This is a genomic window from Bacteroides ovatus (genome assembly GCF_001314995.1).
GTDB lineage: Bacteria > Bacteroidota > Bacteroidia > Bacteroidales > Bacteroidaceae > Bacteroides > Bacteroides ovatus.
Window position 1 is genome coordinate 5332581 of record NZ_CP012938.1, and the last position, 18441, is coordinate 5351021.

13 protein-coding genes and 1 tRNA gene are annotated in these 18441 nt (G+C 39.2%); 8 read left to right on the top strand and 6 right to left on the bottom strand.

What is annotated here, in order from left to right; translation table 11 throughout:
• Positions 1 to 2: 2 nt before the first annotated feature.
• From Bovatus_RS20115 to Bovatus_RS20125, 3 genes are all read right to left on the bottom strand, one after another.
• Complete coding sequence (locus tag Bovatus_RS20115) at positions 3 to 1070, bottom strand: sensor histidine kinase (RefSeq protein WP_004301141.1); 1068 nt, start codon at positions 1068 to 1070, stop codon at positions 3 to 5.
• Positions 1071 to 1140: 70 nt separating this feature from the next.
• Positions 1141 to 2034: an efflux RND transporter periplasmic adaptor subunit gene (locus tag Bovatus_RS20120; protein WP_004301142.1), complete on the bottom strand. Its 894-nt coding sequence runs from the start codon at positions 2032 to 2034 to the stop codon at positions 1141 to 1143.
• A 62-nt stretch (positions 2035 to 2096) separates the two neighbouring features.
• Complete coding sequence (locus Bovatus_RS20125; RefSeq protein ID WP_004301143.1) at positions 2097 to 6422, bottom strand: CusA/CzcA family heavy metal efflux RND transporter; 4326 nt, start codon at positions 6420 to 6422, stop codon at positions 2097 to 2099.
• Positions 6423 to 6632: 210 nt separating this feature from the next.
• Between Bovatus_RS20125 and Bovatus_RS20130 the strand changes: the two genes are divergently transcribed.
• Entirely contained in the window at positions 6633 to 7175 is a 543-nt protein-coding gene (locus Bovatus_RS20130) for a glutathione peroxidase (RefSeq protein WP_004301144.1), read from the top strand.
• On the opposite strand, the gene Bovatus_RS20135 is transcribed toward Bovatus_RS20130, so the two are convergent.
• From Bovatus_RS20135 to Bovatus_RS20145, 3 genes are all read right to left on the bottom strand, one after another.
• Positions 7153 to 7671: an NUDIX hydrolase gene (locus tag Bovatus_RS20135; RefSeq protein WP_004301145.1), complete on the bottom strand. Its 519-nt coding sequence runs from the start codon at positions 7669 to 7671 to the stop codon at positions 7153 to 7155. The genes Bovatus_RS20130 and Bovatus_RS20135 overlap by 23 nt on opposite strands.
• Before the next feature lie 44 nt (positions 7672 to 7715).
• Entirely contained in the window at positions 7716 to 8936 is a 1221-nt protein-coding gene (locus Bovatus_RS20140) for an S-adenosylmethionine:tRNA ribosyltransferase-isomerase (RefSeq protein ID WP_004301146.1), read from the bottom strand.
• A gap of 57 nt (positions 8937 to 8993) precedes the next feature.
• Positions 8994 to 9068: transfer RNA gene (locus Bovatus_RS20145), tRNA-Pro, on the bottom strand.
• 680 nt (positions 9069 to 9748) lie between these two features.
• Here Bovatus_RS20145 and Bovatus_RS20150 point away from each other — a divergent pair.
• From Bovatus_RS20150 to Bovatus_RS20180, 7 genes are all read left to right on the top strand, one after another.
• Positions 9749 to 10993, top strand: coding sequence for a site-specific integrase (locus Bovatus_RS20150; RefSeq protein WP_004323625.1), 1245 nt, complete (start codon positions 9749 to 9751; stop codon positions 10991 to 10993).
• A 23-nt stretch (positions 10994 to 11016) separates the two neighbouring features.
• Positions 11017 to 11817, top strand: a complete 801-nt coding sequence (locus Bovatus_RS20155; protein WP_004301149.1) for a helix-turn-helix transcriptional regulator — start codon at positions 11017 to 11019, stop codon at positions 11815 to 11817.
• A gap of 37 nt (positions 11818 to 11854) precedes the next feature.
• Entirely contained in the window at positions 11855 to 12883 is a 1029-nt protein-coding gene (locus tag Bovatus_RS20160) for a phage/plasmid replication domain-containing protein (RefSeq protein ID WP_004301150.1), read from the top strand.
• 966 nt (positions 12884 to 13849) lie between these two features.
• Entirely contained in the window at positions 13850 to 14929 is a 1080-nt protein-coding gene (locus Bovatus_RS20165) for a hypothetical protein (protein ID WP_224440819.1), read from the top strand.
• Between the two features lie 141 nt (positions 14930 to 15070).
• Positions 15071 to 15946 (top strand): LysM peptidoglycan-binding domain-containing protein, encoded by an 876-nt coding sequence (locus Bovatus_RS20170; RefSeq protein WP_004301153.1) that lies wholly within the window; start codon positions 15071 to 15073, stop codon positions 15944 to 15946.
• 76 nt (positions 15947 to 16022) lie between these two features.
• A complete protein-coding gene (locus Bovatus_RS20175) occupies positions 16023 to 16871 on the top strand; it encodes a 5' nucleotidase, NT5C type (RefSeq protein ID WP_004301154.1) in 849 nt (282 codons plus the stop codon).
• Between the two features lie 679 nt (positions 16872 to 17550).
• A complete protein-coding gene (locus tag Bovatus_RS20180; protein WP_004301155.1) occupies positions 17551 to 18420 on the top strand; it encodes a helix-turn-helix domain-containing protein in 870 nt (289 codons plus the stop codon).
• The last annotated feature ends 21 nt before the right edge of the window (positions 18421 to 18441 follow it).

The following is an 18441-nucleotide window of genomic DNA, read 5'->3' on the forward strand; positions in this document are numbered from 1 at the left end:
GGTTATTGTTCTAGTTGTGATTTTTCAATCAAAGGAATACAAACTGTAAACTCTCTGTCCTCCGTTATTTGTATATCCCGTTTAAACAAGAGCCTGTATCGTTTGGCAAGGTTGGCAAGTCCGATACCGGTTCCGGAAGTTGCAGTCCATTTGGGCTGAATGTCGTTGCTGATAGACAAATTGCCGTTATCGTCCGTCGTGATATGAATGGTCAACGGCTTCCGGTTGCTGATTTCGTTGTGCTTTACTGCATTCTCAATCAACACTTGCACCGCCATTGGAGGGAGGAGATATTCTTCGTAGGCATTGCTTATCTGTATGTCGAATTGTAGATTGTTCTCAAAACGCATCTTTAATAGAAATATATAAGCGGAAACAAATTCCATTTCTTCCCGGAGACTGACACATTGTGACTCATTACTTTGCAAAGTATACCTTAGTACCCGGGAGAGTTCCTGAATGTAATCCTGCGCTTTATCCTGATTTTCGCGTACCAGCGAACGCAGGGTATTCAGCGAGTTGAACAGCATGTGTGGGTTCAGCTGATTCTTCAGTACTTCATACTGATTGCGGAGATTCTCTGCCTGAAGCTGTTCGTTCTCGATAAGTACCAGTTGCTGCTTGAATATAAGATGAAGGATGCAGCAACTACTGGTGACGAGACATGCCACAATAAAATCCCGCAATGGATGCAAATAATGATGTACCATGGCATCGATGGCCGGAATATCAAACGTTCTGTGAAGGAAAACAAAAAACTGTCCTGACAAGTTACTCAATATCCATGTCACGATAAAGGAAAGCAAAATCTTTGTCCCTGTAATTTTAATGGAAGCCTGATTGAAATGAAACAAACGGGTATTGATGGCAAAAAGTAACAATAGTGACAGAAAGGTAAACAGTATTTCGTTTGCCACATCTATAAACTTCATCCCCGGGAATAAGGAATGACTTTCGAAACGGTCGAAAAGAGATACTGATTCAGGAAAATGAATCAGTACGGCAACCGCTAAGGAGATGATGACTGTGGAAAGTATATACTTATCTTTTTTTATTGCTTTGGCTATCATACAACAAAGATAGTGGTAAATTATGAGTTACCGGTTATAAAATGTGAATGCTGTTGGCGCAGTTGGTCAATTATTGTTTCTGAATGTGTGCCGTGACATACATACCGGGGCGGAATTGCACATTTTCCTCCTTGATGGAAGCATATACCTCGAGCGAACGATTGGTTTCGTCCACTTTTTGTCCGATGGAAATCACGATGCCGTGAAAGGTTTGTGTCCCCATTCCGTTTACCCGAAACTGTACCGGGCTGCCGACTTGTATGTCTGCAAGATCTTTCTCGTAAGTAGTCAGGCAAAGCATCGGGCTGCTTTTATCGATAAGTTCGCAAAGTGCTTCTCCCGGATTGATATATTTGCCGATATTCATCGCTACATTAGCGGCATAACCACTAATGGGGGCTTTGACTTCCAGTAGCGGTTGTATTCCGTTCTTAAGTAATGCCTCCGTTTGGACGCCTAAAAGAGAAAGTTGTGCAGCAGCGGCGTCCTGGCGACTCTTCATGGAGAGAAAGTCCGCTTTACTTTGCTGGAATTTCTTTTGAGAAGCTGCTTGTTCGGCAGACAGATTTTTTTGACGTTCGTATTCAGCTAAGAGATATTCGGTCTGTGCGTGACTATCCAGATAAGTTTGTTGCAGGGTGATGAACTCCGGATTCTCTAACGTGGCGATTACACTGTTTGCAGCCACCCATTGCCCTGGAAGCAGAGAAGCCTTTTTTACAATGCCTCCCATGGTTAAAGCAATGGTTGCCTGACGTTGAGGAGGAAGAACGATTCGTCCGTTGAACGAAACCTGATTAGGCTTTGAGGTAGCTGAAGTGATGGCATCCACTTCGGGTTGTGCGATGGTATCTGCTATCGTTTCGGCAACGGGAATTGCGGCGGATTCGTTATTTGTAGTTTGCTGGTTTCCTTTGCAAGCCGTTAGAACTAGTAAAAGGATGGGATAAACTATCTTTTTCATATCTTATGTTTTATAATAATTATTCTGGGTGATGTATGTCATTCAATGTCTCGATCTTCCACCTACTTGAAAAGTTCATATTCCAGTGCAGCAATATTGTATTGGTAGACTGTTTCAATATAGCCTCTGCGTATCTCTCTGGCGGTGGTAATCGACTGTATATATTCGGCAATGCCTGTTTCGCTCTGCTGCAATTGCAGGTTGGCTGCCTTTGTCAGTTCGTCCGCTTCTTTCAAGGCAGAAGAGGTATAATATCGTAAGCTCTCATTATATCTGCGGAGGGATGCTTCCAGTTCGAGTGTTTTATTTCTTAACTCCCGGATGTTGGCATCTGCCTGTATTTGCGCTGAAGTGGCAGTTAGCCGTGCCTGCTTCACTTTGCTCTTTTGTGGCAGGAAGTAGATGGGGAAAGAAACCCCGATCATCCAGGCATTCAGATTCTTAAGTGGGAGAATGTCCTGACGGGTATACCCCACACTGATTTCAGGAAAGAAATGGCTCTGCTCTACACGAAGCATTGCTTTCGCTTCATCTGCCTGGCTTTGAAAGTAGGCTGTATGTGCTCCCGACAGGTTTCCATCCGAAATGCCGGTATAGAATAAGGATAAAGTGGAATCCATCGGAACAATGGGATCGTTGGAGTAGCAACTCCATTGGAAACGTGCCAATGCCATTTTCTCTTCTTCTTTTGCTTGGAACCAGCGGTTATGCAGATCGGCAGCTATGGTGGTCATCATATTTTTTTCGAGCAAGGTAATCTCTCCTTGTTGGTATCGTAATTCTCCGATGCGCTGCAGTTCTTCTGCCATTTTATCCTGATCCCGATACATTGAACAGAGATTAGTGGCATATTGGTAGTAGGCCCACGCCCTTTTCACTTCTGCTGTGATTTCTTTCTCTACCATCTGCCGATAATAGGTGTTCGTTTTTACCTGACGGTTGACTAACGCATTCTTGTAGAATGGCGTTAGAAGGGAGCCCAGGCTTTGCTCGAAAGCCAGTTCCTTGTCTTTTTTGTTTTCTCCGTTAAGTTGCCCCCAGGAATAGCTGAACGAGGTAGGGGTTGCTTCTATCACTTCTCCGCGAGTGGCTTTGGCTTGTTGAATAGCATTATTGGCTATTTTCAGGCGAGGGTGATTTTGTTTGGCTATTTCTATCGCCTGTTCGAGACTGACTGTTTGTGTCTGTTGAGCGGAAACGAACGCGGGAAGAAACAAGAACAGGAGACACAATCCCCCGAAAGGCCGGCGCAGTTTGATTCCCGGACGTCTCCAGGTAGCAAATGAATTTACAATTTTGTAAAACACTGGAATGATGAGTAAAGTCAGTACGGTAGAAATAATCAAGCCACCGATGACCACTGTTGCCAACGGACGTTGTACTTCTGCGCCGGCTGAAGTGGCTATTGCCATCGGGACGAATCCCAAAGATGCAACCAGTCCTGTCAGGAATACAGGACGGAGCAAGTGTGGAGTCCCTCTTTTGATAATCTGGTTTGTAGTCATGGAATAGGTATTTTGTTTACGAAGTTCGTTGAAGTGATTTACCATCAGGATACCATTCAATACTGCTACCCCGAACAAGGCGATGAATCCTACTCCGGCCGATATGCTAAACGGAAGTCCGCGTAGCCAAAGTGCGGCGATACCACCGATGAGCGATAGGGGGACGGTTGAGAATACCATCAGGGTATAGGTGATGTTCTTGAATGCGAAGAACAGAATCAATAGAATGAGCATTAATGCCACGGGGATGACTACCAGTAAGGTATTGATGGCATTTTGCAAGTTCTCGAACTGGCCGCCGTATTCGAAGTAATATCCCGGCTTCAGTTTGATGTTCTTGTTCAGTGTCTCTTGAATATTGGCGACAACTTGCTGGATGTCTGCGTCACGCACATTGACACCGATGACGATGCGTCGTTTGGTTGCATCCCGGTTGATTTGCAGTGGCCCACTGACAAGGTCGATGCTTGCTACCTCTCCAACAGGAATTTGAATTCCTTCCGAAGTGCGTACAAACAACTTATCAAGATTCAAGTCGGCCACTTTCTCCTGGTCAAGCCGTACCACGAGATCGAATCTCCGTTCGTTTTCAAAGACTACACCTGTTGACTCTCCGGCATAGGCAGTTCGGATAATGGTGTTAAGCTCTTGTATGTTGATGCCGTAACGGGCTATTTTGCTACGGTTGTATTTCACTACCAATTGGGGTAATCCCATCGTCTGCTCAACGATGACATCCGCTGCTCCCGGCACTTTTTCTACAAAGGTAGCTGCTTCTTTGGCTCTTTCATATAATTCGTGCGTGTCTTCTCCATATAGTTTGATGGCAATATCTGCTTTTGCTCCCGTCATCAGCTCGTTGAAGCGAAGCTGTATCGGTTGCGAGAAGTTGAATTCGGCACGTTCAGAGAGCGGAGCAAGTGCATCTTTCATTTTATCCACCATTTCTGCACGGCTTCCGGCACTTGTCCATTCTTTGAATGGTTTCATGATAATCATCACATCAGCATCTTCCACTGCCATCGGGTCAGTGGGAACTTCCGCCGTTCCTATTTTGGCTACCACGTGTTTGATTTCAGGGAATTTATCCATTAATGCTTTCTCTGCCAAGCGGGAAACTTCGATACTTTCGGTCAGCGAACTTCCTGCGGGTAGTGTCATTTGCATGGCAAAATCACCTTCGTCCAAAGTGGGAATGAACTCTGCTCCCAGGCGGGTAAAGAGAAAAAGTGAACCGATCAGCGCGGAGAAGGCTATGATGACGGTACGCCATTTGTAACGAAGACAGGCGCGCAGGGTATGCTGGTAGATCTTGTTCAGTTTCTCGAAGAAGCGGTCGGCAAGGGTGGGTTTCACAACAATGGTATGCTTCAGAAAGAGGGAGGCCATCATAGGAACATAAGTCAGTGAGAGAATTAAGGCTCCGATAATGCAGAACACAAGTGTTTTAGCCATGGGGGTGAAGTATTTCCCTTCAATCCCGTTCAATGTAAGGATGGGGAAGAAGACGATAAGGATAATCAACACTGCAAAAGTGGCCGAACGTGCAACGCCGGAAGCTCCTTTTTCCACTTCTTTTTCCATCTCTTTGCGGGTCAGTGTGCGGCCTCGGAATTGTTTTCCGTAAATGTGGGCGAGGATACCTTCCAATATAACGATAGAGCCATCTACTACAATACCAAAGTCAATGGCACCGAGACTCATTAGATTGGCGGTGACATTGAATACACGCATCATGATAAAAGCGAAAAGCATTGCCAGCGGGATGACGGATGCGACAATCAGTCCGGCACGGAGGTTGCCGAGGAAGAGGATGAGTACAAGGAAGACGATAACTGCTCCTTCAATCAGGTTGTTGACAACCGTAGAGATGTTCCGATTTACCAGTTCCGAACGGTTCAAGTAAGGTTCTATACTGACTCCTTCGGGCAATAGCTGCTGTATTTTTTCTACCCGTTTTTCGAGTTCTTGAGTCACTACATTTGCGTTGGCACCTTTCAGCATCATGGCAATTCCGCCGACACACTCGCCCTCACCATCCTTGGTCATGGCACCGAAACGCTTTGGAGAACCGAAGCGGACAACTCCTACATCACTGATATGTACCGGAATCCCATTCCGGTTGGTCACTACAATCTGTTCAATATCCTTGATGCGGGTAATCATACCTTCCGACCGGATATAGTAGGCATTCTTTATCTTCTCAATGTAGCTTCCTCCGGTATTTTGGTTGTTGCTGCTAAGTGCTTCGAACACTTCGCCGATAGTGATATTCAAAGAAAACAGGGCGTCCGGATCGACGGCTACTTCATATTGTTTCAGGTAACCGCCGAAACTATTGATTTCTACTATACCGGGTATACCGGACAACTGACGTTTCACCATCCAGTCTTGAATGGTGCGGAGTTCCATTGCGTCATATTTCTTCTCATATCCGGGAGCTACCTTCAATATATACTGGTAAATCTCTCCCAGACCGGTGGTGATGGGCATCATCTCCGGTGTTCCGAGTTCGGAGGGAATTTCGCTTGTTACGCTTTGTATTTGTTCATTTATCAACTGCCGTGCATCGAGTGTGGGGACACTTTCTTTAAAAACGACCGTTACGACCGATAGCCCGAAGCGGCTGACAGAACGGATATCTTCGACATTCATAATATTGCTCATTGCTATTTCGATAGGCATAGTGATGAGTTGTTCCACCTCTTGTGGCGCGAGTGTAGGAGATACGGTCACTATTTGTACCTGATTATTGGTAATGTCGGGCACGGCATCAATAGGTAGTGTCAGCATCGCATAGATACCTCCGATAAACAGGAAGAGAGTAGTGAGTCCTACAAATAGTTTCTTCTTGATTGAAAAACGTACAATAGCTGTAAACATGATTTTCGTTGTATTATTATTTCACAGTACAAAATTACTGCCTATCTTCATCCGTTATCACTAAGAATAAATGAAGCGGAAAGATTGTGGGGTGAAGTGACGGATTTGGGAATTGAAAGATGTAAAATCATAGTTCTTGTTTCACTGCTGAACAAACATTTCTTTCAGTTTACTCGTTTAATATAAAAACAAACTAAATGTATATTCAACATGAAAACATTCGTCTTGATGATGGTAAGCCTGTTGTTTGCAATTTCTTCGGAAGCGCAAAACAAGTCTTTTTATGATTTTACAGTGAAAACTATTGATGGTAAGGACTTTCCTCTTTCTTCACTGAAAGGTAAGAAAGTGCTGGTAGTCAACGTGGCATCTAAGTGTGGGCTGACGCCCCAGTATGCTCAACTGGAGAAACTATATGAGAAATATAAAGAAAAAGACTTTGTTATTATCGGTTTTCCGGCGAATAACTTTATGGGACAAGAACCGGGTAGTAATGAAGAAATAGCCAAGTTCTGTTCTTTGAACTATGATGTTACTTTTCCGATGATGGCTAAGATTTCCGTTAAAGGAAAAGATATGGCTCCTCTTTACCAATGGTTGACGGAGAAAAAACAAAATGGAAAAGAAAGTGCACCGATTCAGTGGAACTTTCAGAAGTTTATGATTGATGAGAACGGACATTGGGCGGGAGTTGTGTCTCCGAAAGAAAGTCCGTTCTCTGAAAAGATTATTACTTGGATAGAGAAGGAATAAGAGAGACTTTTTTCAGCTCTTCTTCGAAGTTGGGAGTGAAGATTCCTTTACCCAGATTTTCTTTTATTTCTTCGATCTTCCAAAATCGTCCACCGTCCAGTTCGTCGCTGGGATGGATTTCTTCCTCATAAACGGTTTTGTGGACAAAAACAAGCTCTTTTTCACGGCTGGATTCAAAAATATAACTGGTGAGAAGCTCGGGAGTGAAGTCTGTGATGCCTAATTCTTCACGGACTTCTCTCTTTAGGGCGATTTCTACGCTTTCGCCCAAATCAATATGTCCGCCTACAGCCGTATCCCATTTCCCCGGTTGAATGTCTTTCCATTCGGGGCGTTTCTGTAAATAGATGTCTCCTTGGGCATTGAATACGTGAAGGTGAACTACCGGATGAAGCAGTTTGCTACCGCTGTGACATTCTCCGCGAGTGGCAGCTCCGGTGATATTTCCCTGTTCGTCTACGATAGGGAACATTTCCTGGTTATTATCACTTGGCATAGTGTCTTTTATATTGCGTAAAATCTTTCGGAGAGGAGGATTTCTTATGGTATTAATAAAGAAGAATCTCCATAACTTAGGAATCGGAAATCATGCGCCAGTGCATAATCATAAATAGTGCGCCAATTCCCTTTTACAAAAGCTGAAACCAAAAGCAGCAAGGTACTTTGCGGCTGATGGAAATTAGTAACCATCGCTTTCACTATTTTATAATTGTATCCCGGTGCTATGATAATCTGTGTACTGGTGTGAAGGGTTTCCAAACCATTCCTGTCGAGATATCCTAATATCTTTTGCAACGCAACAACGGGAGGAATCTGGTCGTACTTTTCATAAGGCTGCCATTGTTTGACACGTAGTTCTTCTTCCGTAGCATACGGATTTTCAGCCAATGTAACTCCAATGTGATACAGGCTTTCCAGAGTCCGTACAGAAGTAGTCCCTACTGCAATAGCACAACCGTCGTGGTCAATCAGTTTTTTGATGGTACTCCGATTGACCGATATATATTCCGTGTGCATCTCGTGACCTTCGATTTCTTCACTTTTTACAGGTTTGAATGTGCCTGCTCCTACATGTAGAGTTAATTCTTCAAGATCGATCCCTTTTTCTTGAAGAGCATCCAATACTCGTGAAGTAAAATGTAATCCCGCCGTAGGCGCAGCTACCGAACCTTTAATCTTAGAATAAACAGTCTGATAAGTCTCCTTGTCACTTTCTTCCGTATCCCGGTTTAAGTAAGGAGGAATAGGAAGTTCTCCGAATACTTCAAGGATATCGGCAAACGTCACTTCCGGATTATCCCATGCAAAATCTACCCAATGGCTGGTTCCTTTACATTCTCCTCGGGTAGCGGTCAGAGTAATAGGGAATCCTTTGACGGTCATTTCGCGTTTCAACTGTCTGTCTTTCCATTTCTTCAGATTGCCGATCATGCAAAGCCAGGCGGCATGTGCTGTCTGTTGGAAATTTAAGACATAATCGTTTGGCTGGATCGGTTCAAGACAAAACACTTCGATCAGTGCTCCCGTCTCTTTTCGAAAATGGAGGCGTGCCTGAATGACTTTTGTATTATTGAATATCATCAGGCTGCCTTGCGGCAGATATTCCGGCAAAGACGTGAAAACATCTTCACTAACTTCTCCACGACGGTATATTAAGAGTTTGGACTGGTCGCGGGTAGGCAACGGGAATTTAGCAATACGTTCATCCGGAAGAGGATAACTGTATTCACTGATATGGATATGTCTAGGATCTTCTTTCATTGTTTTCTAAAATAAAAAGAGGTTAGAACCCATTCGGTTTCTAACCTCTTTAACCAGTCGGGGTGACTGGATTCGAACCAGCGACCACACGCCCCCCAGACGCGTACTCTAACCGGGCTGAGCTACACCCCGAATTGCGGATGCAAAAGTACAGATTAATTTTTAAATAGCAAATAAATAGTGTGAAATTTCTTCTATTATAAATTTACTATTTAGTGCTATCGGCTGGTTATTAGTAGATTGTGGGATTGTTTTGTTTGTTGGTAGAGGCAAAATAAAAAGATGTTATGGATTTATATTTAATTCCATATTGCATTTTTCAGTTTATGCAAAATGGCTGAGTTGTGGGACTAAATCATATCAATTAACCGAAAAACTTTAATAAAACTTTAATCGAATTTTCTTATCAGAATCTCATTACTGTCTTTTAATTTATGTATATATATGTATGTAAATGATAATTAATAGGTGGTTTCTGTAGTTATATTTCGTAACTTTATATTCCGTAATTTTAAAAAGTTTCACAGAGGAATTATAGATTCACTAAATGAAAATTTGTAATTATATGAGATGTATTTATTCTTGGTTTTATGAAAAAATAGAACAATATATCGGTTTTGTGTTTCTAATTAATAAGTTGAACCTTAGTAAATTGTTTAACAGCTTTGATAAAGAAGATAAACATGGTGAGGTGGTGTGAAAATTTACATGTTAATGATTGTTTTTGTTTCTGATAAATCTATTTTTTGATGTATATATTTGTGTTGTAATATTTATAAATAATGTTTGTCAGGAGGATAAAAAATAATAATATGGCAACTATTAAGTTTGTGTTGTACAAAAGCAACAAAAGAAAAGACGGGAGTTACCCTGTATGTTTAAGAGTGTCTAAAAAAGGTAAGCTCAAGTACATTGATTTAAAATTATCATCATTAGAGGGGCAGTGGAATGAAGATACTTGCCGCTTTAAGAATGATAAGCGTGTCAATCCTAATTATGAATTATATAATGGGCTGTTGAGTCATTATGAAGACCGAAAAAATACTATCCTAAGGAAGTTTTTGGAAGAGCGTGTAGACTGGACTTTGAATCAGTTTGAATCGGAATTTCTGGGTATGTCAAGGCAGGGAAAGGTTTATGACTACTTTATGAGGCAGGTCGAGAATTTGAAAGCTACAAAACATATTGGAAATGCAAAGGTTTATGAGCGAACTCTACGTATGTTGGCAAAGTATGACCCGAAGATTAAGGAACGGGTATTTTCAGAATTGGATATAAAATATATCAATCGTTTTAATTTGGAAATGGAAAAAGACGGGTGCTGTGGCAATACCCGTAAATATTACCTTAAAACATTACGGGCGGTTATGAACAGGGCGATAAAGGAGCATGAAGCCTCATCGAAAACCTATCCATTCGGTAAAAATGGTTTTGAAATAGGTTGTTTGGAGGAAGAAACGGAGAAACGCTATTTACAGCCAAAGGATTTGGAACTTTTAAAGAATTCGCCCCAAACAAATTTTGTATTGGAGCGTGCCCGTATGCTGTTTTTATTTTCCTATTATTGTTATGGGATGAGTTTTGTTGATATGGCAAAGCTTACGACTGAAAATATAGTTGTATCGGAAGGGATAGAACATATTGTTTATAAACGGGAAAAGACGAAGAATGTCAAGAACATGAAGCCGTTAATAATACCTGTTACCCCTGCCTTGAAAGATATATTGGAGTGGTTTAAACAAAATACTTCTTTAGTAGGAAAATATCTTTTGCCTATAATAACGAAGGATTATGACGGGGAGCAACTGTATGATCATATACGTACCCGTTATCAACGCCTTAATAATAACCTGAAGAAATTAGGTAAGATATTAGGTATTGAGAAGAACCTTACCACCTATGTGAGTCGTCATACGATGGCTATGACGTTGCAAGGCAATGACGTTTCCCGAGAAACAATTAGCGCAGTATTGGGACATCGTGACATTAAAACCACCATGACATATTTGGATAGTTTGTCACAAAATGTATTGGACAGAGTTGCAATGTTATTATAATTATTAATTAAATCTTGTTTAATATGGTTTTGACATTAAAAATACCTTTGGAACAATTGATAGGTAAACTTCTTAAAGGGGAAGTGACAGCACTATCAGAAAAGAGACTCTATCTTTATGTTGAGAATTTAACAAATGGGGATAAAGGTAAACTTCGGCAAGTATTGAAAGATATAGATGATATGGTTGCTAACTGGAAGGATAGTTATTTTATATCCGTTTATGAAGAAAGGGTAGCTGCTTTTAATCGAAGTAAATTACAAATAACACCTCAAGAGTTAGATGATATTTTTCATGAAGAAAATTATTTGTTGAAGTCTGGTAAAATTGCACTGTCAGTAGATTATTTATATGAATCTATTGCAAAGTATGGCTTTATAAATGAACATCATCAGGATGCGGTAGAAAGTGCATGTTTCTATCATGACATAGAGTTTTTGCGGAAAGAGTGGGAGTATTTAGTGTTGGCTCCGATAATGTCATTACGGGATGTTGTTTGTAATATGTTGGGTGTGGCTTGTGATATTCCTAAAAGTGAGTCGCAGACGTCTAGTAGACCATTAAAACGGATAGAAGATTATCCGGAGATATTTGGTCTTGGTATTTGTTGTGAATTGACAGGCTATGCAAAGCATACGATTTATAAGTGGACTCGCACAAAAGAGATACCGTGTCATCGTTCCGGCGCTAATGGGCGTAAATTGGTATTCAAACGTGATGAAATTGTAGAATGGCTGACAGCTCGGAAACAGGAAACGAAAGATGAGTTTATAAAACGCAAAGAATCGGAGTTGGCCTCCAGGTATATCTATAATAACCTATAAAAGTAGTGGTATTTGTATACATTCAAATTAATCAGTTATGTATGACACAGTAGTTTTAAAACTTCTAAAAGAGGATATAGGCGATAAGTACGATTGGAGGTCTGTCTTTAATAAGATTGACCAAACCAGCGAGTACAAGCAAGTTGAAGGTGGTAGCGGACATATAAACGGATTACGTGTCTCTGTAACGGAGAAACATGTCAGAGTCACGGGGAGCCTCTCTAAATATTTCAGAGGTACTAATCTCGATTCTTTAACCTTGTCACAAGTTGAAAAGGCTATCAAGCAATTGGGTAAGGAGCTAGGTGTTCCTATGATAGAGGCTGATGTGGAACGGGTGGATATGGCTGAAAACTTTGAAATGTCTCGTCCCCCTGAATTTTATATTTCTAAAATGCAAAGTTTGGGGGAATGTTACCCTAATAAGTGGAAAGGGACTACCTATTTTCCTTCTAATGGGGTATTGTTACGTTTCTATGATAAGTCCAAAGAAGTGCGTAAGAAAAGGAAAAATCAGAAGAATACTCCCGGTGCTTTCTCTACAAGTGTGGAACAGAATTTATTAAGATACGAGATATGCTTTGGTAAAAAGGCAATTAGGCGGATGTTCGGTCATCAGCTAAAAGCGAAAGACTTGTATGATAAAGATATATTTTGGAGGTTGGTATCCGAGTGGCTCTACTCCTATGACGAAATAGGTATAATATCGGATAAGCTTTTTGATGTGTCTTTTGAACAGATAAAAACGCTGAGTGATTTTGAGGAGTGGTGTATTTGTATTGCTCATAGTGTTGTTGGGCTTCCTTCTTTTGTAAAAGGACGTTTCTCTGTCAGAGAACGGAGTCTTGGCGAATCGAATGGCAATAAAAAGGATGGACAGGATAGACAATACCATAAAAGAATACAGGATAAAATTAGAGGAGCTATGAAGCACTTTAGTGGTACTATGGGAAAAACAGAGTTAATGCAAGAGCTGACAGATAAGATTGAGGCATATCTAACGGATAAGTTCGAAAACTCACCCGATGCTTATAATGTGCGGGAAGATAGTGCTTCGGTCAAATAAGCTCTCTATTAGGTTCTATACGAGATAAACTTCTAACGGTTGGGGAATAGTGCTTGATTAGGGGTAACTCTTCTATAAAAGACTATTATGAGAGGTCATAAAAATAAAAGGAGGACTGGATATATGAAATATATCAAAGTCCTCTTTCGTCAATATACGCAGGCTATTGTCCTGCGTATATATCTTCTCTCATCTCTATTGGAAGCGTATTGCCACTTTTATCCCTTACAGGTGTAATTTGCTCGGTATGGGAATAAAATGGCTAATACCATCCTAAAACGAACCTCCGTGATTGAGAGGTTGGGAGTCGATGTTCCATTTTTAAGTTATCATAAAAAAGAATGAGGGTGTAGAATGTCCACATTAATTGAATGATACCTGTAAATGATGTAACAAGCTAGGGGTAGGAGTAGGGGACAGGCGGTAATATGAGAATGTCATATAGGATTAAAATAGAATGGATTGGAGTAGATATGTAGTGAAAAGGTAGGGGAAGGGCATAGTGATGAGGCTAATAGTGACGTCACATTGACAAAAGTGATATCAAAAGTTTGGGAAGCCTCATCGAAGTTATTTCCTGAAATCCTTGTTGGGTATCAAGTTTTATATAAATTTGTTCCATGACACCCCGAAAAACGTTTGTAGGACGTGGAATTTTGACTATATTTGTCGCATCATACAGGTTTATCCCTGTTTGGTGGACATAGTTAATTATGGAAGCGTTTAGCTTTATCCCGTTTTTAGGAATCTGGACAATTTCGAATCACACGGGGATTGGCGATACAAACGTTCATGCTAGCCGTATATACATACTCAAATGATATATACAGTTTAGCGTGGGGTGTCGTTTTATCTCGTGTGATAGGTTTGTCCAGAACCTCTAAAACAGATAATTCTAACAGCCTCACGCTTTCTTTTTTATACAAACCTTTCTTGTTGGGGCTAGGGAAACAAATCTGTGATATTATGAAAAGAATTTTGTTGTTTCTAGTAGGGGCAGTAATGGCTCTTTCTATGTTTGCTCAAAAATTAACCTCTGTAAGGTCGTTTGAATATCTTGATTATGTTACTCCACACCCTTATGATGTTCGGAAAGCTACTTTAGGAGGGGAATCTCTTACGATTTCTTATAATCCTAATACTGGATATGGGATAAAATTCAGATATATATTTCGTAATATTAATATATCTGTGAAATTTATCACTTCGGGAAATGGAAAGTATATATATACAGGAACGGATTCATCTGGTAATAAAACAGTAGTAGCTACGAAAAGAAAGTTGAGCGATTTTCTCGATAATGTAGGGCAAACACAAAGTGAATCTTTTGAAAGGGATAAAGAAATAGAAATTGCTATATATGGAATTGGTGACCTATCAATATATCCATTGAAAAATACTCCTGAAAGACGAAAAGAAAAAGAAGAAAGGAGCATTAAGATAAAAGAAAGAAATAGATTGCAAGATAAACTAAATGAACTATATTCATATTGGCAAAGTACTAAAGCGAGCGTTCAAGACAGTTTGCGAAATTCTTTTAAGAAGGAATTTTTCGAGAAGAAGGGTGCCGGGCGATATAGTTGGGATTCAGAGACGAATTTTGCTGTTAGGTATATGGCTTGCATAGATTCAAATAAGGTTGTAAAAATTCTTAAAATAAATGATGTGAAAGTAGCTGAAAATATTGAATATCTAGATGAGTTTAATAGAAATGAATACAAATATCAAGCTAAAAATAATAATGGTGCAAAACTAATTAATGGAAAGATGTTCCTAACTGATAGATTTTCCCCAAATTTGATTGTTTGTACGTTAACTCGAGAAATAGTATTGAAGAAAGGAAAAGTTTTATATACTCGTTGGGGGAGTGGTAAAGTTAGCCAAAAGGCGGAGAAGGTCATAGAGGCTAATATTGCCTTGCTAAAGAAGGGACGATACCTAATTGAAATACAGGAATTAGATGGAGAGCTTATATCTGTAGTTGCCCAAAAATATTCAAATATTTCTAACAAAAAAGAAATTGTGTTATATTCAATATATGAATAAATTGTATAACGTATTAGGCTATAGTACGTTGGGTAGGCTATAGTAATTTACTTGAAAATATTCCTATGGTACGAAAGAAAAAGGGAGAATAATAGAATGTTAGATGTATGATATGTTCAAAATTTTAAATAATGCATTATTATGGAAAAGAATTTTATTTTATCAGTAGGAATGTCTGTAATGTTCTTATTTATAAGTTCCATTAAAACTGTCCAAGCTCAACAATTAGGAATTGGCGTAAAAACAGAGTTAAATGGAAAGGTACGTTTCTGCAATTACGATGAGGCTTATTTTATGCCAGATACAAATACTCGTATAAAAGTTACAGGATTAGAAATTGCATACGATAGTTCCTTGAATTATTATGATATATTCGTGAATGTAAAAGGAGACAAGGTGAATTTGCATATAAAATATTCCAATGGTGGTGAAGGAGCCTATATTTACAAAGGTATAGACAGGATTTCAAAAATGGATGTTGTGGTTACTACCAAGAAAAAATTAAGTCTTTATGCAAATAACTACGGTGTCAATTCTTATAAAGAAGTCGAGAGTTCTGTTGGAATTATTATAGTGTTTCCTAAAACTTATATGATTTCGTCCATTGTTCCTATAAAAAATAAAGTAGAAACAGTGAATGAATTGTCCACTCAATTGCGCAAGGGGGTGATAACTGATTCGGATGGCTATACAAATATCCGTAAGTCAAATAGTGTAAATTCGGAAATTATAGGTAAAATTGTGGATAGGGAAGTATTCACTTATTGGGAAACAAATGATAATTGGTATATTGTGCAAACTGCAAAAGGAATAAAAGGATATGTGCATAAAAGTAGAATAAAACCAGTAGAGGAAAGAAATGAGCAAAAAATAAGATACTATAAAGTAAAGAATGGAGATAAAATCCAAGATATAGCAGAAAAATTAGGGGTTTCTATAGACACAATTTGTAAGTTAAATCGTGTAAAAATAACAACAGTGTTGAGAGAAGGGCAGGCTTTACGTATTAGTAGATGAAAAATGTTTTGAATTATTTTTGTGAGGAGAGTAATGCAGAATCTCTAATTCTGATTAATTTTATGTCAATAGAAATATGTTGAACAAAGCTTTAAATATTGCCTATAAGGCTCATATTGGACAGTTAGACAAAGGTGGCAGTCCGTATATATTGCATCCAGTCAGAGTTGCTTTACACTGTCAAACAGAGGATGAAAAGATAGTAGCATTGTTGCATGATGTTGTAGAAGATACATCTATAACATTTGAGGATTTAAAAACGGAAGGGTTGGATGACAGGCTACTGGAGGCTTTAAAATGTCTGATTAAAGAAGAGGGTGAAGATTATAAAGCGTTTATTGAACGTGTCTCTACTAATCGTTTGGCTACAAAGGTTAAAATACAAGACTTAAAAGATAATATGGATGTAACCCGTTTGAATGGTAAGGCACATTGGAAGTTGGAAACATATAAAGAAGCGTTGGAGTACCTCGAACGGTGCTCAAATAAGAAAGTTTTATATGTAGATATGGATAATGTATTGGTAAACTTCCAATCGGGCATAGACGCCTTAAATGAGGATTTAAAAAGCCGATATGCGGGGTGTTATGATGAAGTCCCTAATATATTTGCAAAAATGCAACCCAATGAAGGGGCAATAGATGCCATGAACCGTTTAAAAGACAAATACGACATTTACATTTTATCAACAGCTCCATGGGATAACCCAAGTGCATGGTCTGACAAGTTGGAATGGGTGAAACGTTATTTGGGTGAAGTATGCTATAAACGTTTGATCTTGTCGCACCATAAAAACTTGAATGCAGGTGACTATTTAATAGATGACAGGAAAAAGAATGGTGCTGCTGATTTTAAAGGTGAGCTTATATTGTTCGGTTCTGAACGGTTTCCAAATTGGGAGTCTGTGGTAAGGTATTTATTGTGATAAAAACACGAAGAACGCAAAAGAGAGTTTACACTACAATTTGCTTTAGTTTGGACTAAATATCCCGAAAACTTTAATCGAATTTTAATCGGTATAAAAATAAAGGAGCTAGATAACTATCTAACTCCTTGTTTTATATATGATTGTGTGATGAAAATATTTTACTCATTTCAATGCCCCCAGACGCGTACTCTAACCGGGCTGAGCTACACCCCGAATTGCGGATGCAAAAGTACAGATTAATTTTTAATTAGCAAATAATCCGTTGATTTTTCTAGTATGAATTGTGCCGATTTATAGCTATTATTCTGATTATTAGTCTTTCTTGTGAACATGCAAATCTTTATTTCAATGAGTTAGTAGTTTTTTTGATTGCCTCTTATGTGATATAAAAGTACATTTCTTTAATTTTGCTTGAATTAGAAAACAATCTGCTTATTTTTCATTTGAAAGCATTAATCCTTTTCCTGTCCTAAAAACACTATAAAAAACAGGTCAGTCTATAATAAAACGAAATAGGAAAATGATAAATGAACTAACAATCAGATAGTTTGTTTATAAATTAATGCAAATAAAAGGTGTTTGACTTCCTTAGTATGATACTATATTTCCATTTTTGGTGCGTGGTAAATTAGGAAGTTATACATTTGTAAAAAGACTTAGTTTAGAAAGGTGTTAAATGTTAGACATTAAAAATAGAGAGACATTAGAGATATACGTCCTGGGTGACGATTTTAAATTTTATCAAAATCTGAAGTATCTTCCTTTGACTTCTTATCCTTCTAATAATCAATCAGCTTTGATTATATATTGTTTAGGTGGAAAGGCCAAAATTACAGTGCATGAAGATGTACATTGGATACAACCGGAGGAATTGATTATATTATTACCCGGACAATTTGTCTCATTTAGTGAGCCAAGTGAAGATTTCTCGACCGTTACGATGGTTATATCTACTTCACTGTTTAGTGATGCGTTAAGTGGTGTGCCCAGATTTTCTCCGCATTTCTTTTTCTACATGCGGACTCATTACTGGTATCCGCAGTCAGAACGAGATATTCCCCGGATATATAATTATCTGGGTATGATAAAAGATAAAGTTACCTCTCAAGATATATATAGGCGGGAGCTGATTATTCATTTGTTGAGGTATCTGTATCTGGAACTGTTCAATGCTTATCAAAAGGAATCTACCTTGATGACTGCCCGCAGGGATACCCGTAAAGAAGAGTTGGCTAATAAATTCTTTGGGCTTATCATGAAGCATTTTAAGGAGAATAAGGATGTGGCTTTTTATGCGGATAAACTGTGTATTACTTCCAAATACCTGACTATGGTAATTAAGGAGACAAGCGGGAAGTCTGCCAAAGACTGGATTGTTGAATACATCATATTAGAAATCAAGGCTTTGCTGAAAAATACCAGCCTGAACATTCAGGAAATAGCGATTAAAACGAACTTTGCGAATCAATCGTCGCTTGGACGTTTTTTTAGAAAGCATACAGGAATGTCGCTTTCACAATATCGAATGAGTAACTTAGAACAATAGTGCGGACAATTGCCTCACAAT

What these genes read in the sequence shown, in the direction of transcription:
- Bovatus_RS20170 (WP_004301153.1), top strand. Translation starts at nt 15,071, where the DNA reads ATGGAAAAGAATTTTATTTTATCAGTAGGAATGTCTGTAATGTTCTTA.
- Bovatus_RS20175 (WP_004301154.1), top strand. Translation starts at nt 16,023, where the DNA reads ATGTTGAACAAAGCTTTAAATATTGCCTATAAGGCTCATATTGGACAG.
- Bovatus_RS20180 (WP_004301155.1), top strand. Translation starts at nt 17,551, where the DNA reads ATGTTAGACATTAAAAATAGAGAGACATTAGAGATATACGTCCTGGGT.
- Bovatus_RS20125 (WP_004301143.1), bottom strand. Translation starts at nt 6,422, where the DNA reads ATGTTTACAGCTATTGTACGTTTTTCAATCAAGAAGAAACTATTTGTA.
- Bovatus_RS20140 (WP_004301146.1), bottom strand. Translation starts at nt 8,936, where the DNA reads ATGAAAGAAGATCCTAGACATATCCATATCAGTGAATACAGTTATCCT.
- Bovatus_RS20135 (WP_004301145.1), bottom strand. Translation starts at nt 7,671, where the DNA reads ATGCCAAGTGATAATAACCAGGAAATGTTCCCTATCGTAGACGAACAG.
- Bovatus_RS20120 (WP_004301142.1), bottom strand. Translation starts at nt 2,034, where the DNA reads ATGAAAAAGATAGTTTATCCCATCCTTTTACTAGTTCTAACGGCTTGC.
- Bovatus_RS20160 (WP_004301150.1), top strand. Translation starts at nt 11,855, where the DNA reads ATGTATGACACAGTAGTTTTAAAACTTCTAAAAGAGGATATAGGCGAT.
- Bovatus_RS20115 (WP_004301141.1), bottom strand. Translation starts at nt 1,070, where the DNA reads ATGATAGCCAAAGCAATAAAAAAAGATAAGTATATACTTTCCACAGTC.
- Bovatus_RS20165 (WP_224440819.1), top strand. Translation starts at nt 13,850, where the DNA reads ATGAAAAGAATTTTGTTGTTTCTAGTAGGGGCAGTAATGGCTCTTTCT.
- Bovatus_RS20130 (WP_004301144.1), top strand. Translation starts at nt 6,633, where the DNA reads ATGAAAACATTCGTCTTGATGATGGTAAGCCTGTTGTTTGCAATTTCT.
- Bovatus_RS20150 (WP_004323625.1), top strand. Translation starts at nt 9,749, where the DNA reads ATGGCAACTATTAAGTTTGTGTTGTACAAAAGCAACAAAAGAAAAGAC.
- Bovatus_RS20155 (WP_004301149.1), top strand. Translation starts at nt 11,017, where the DNA reads ATGGTTTTGACATTAAAAATACCTTTGGAACAATTGATAGGTAAACTT.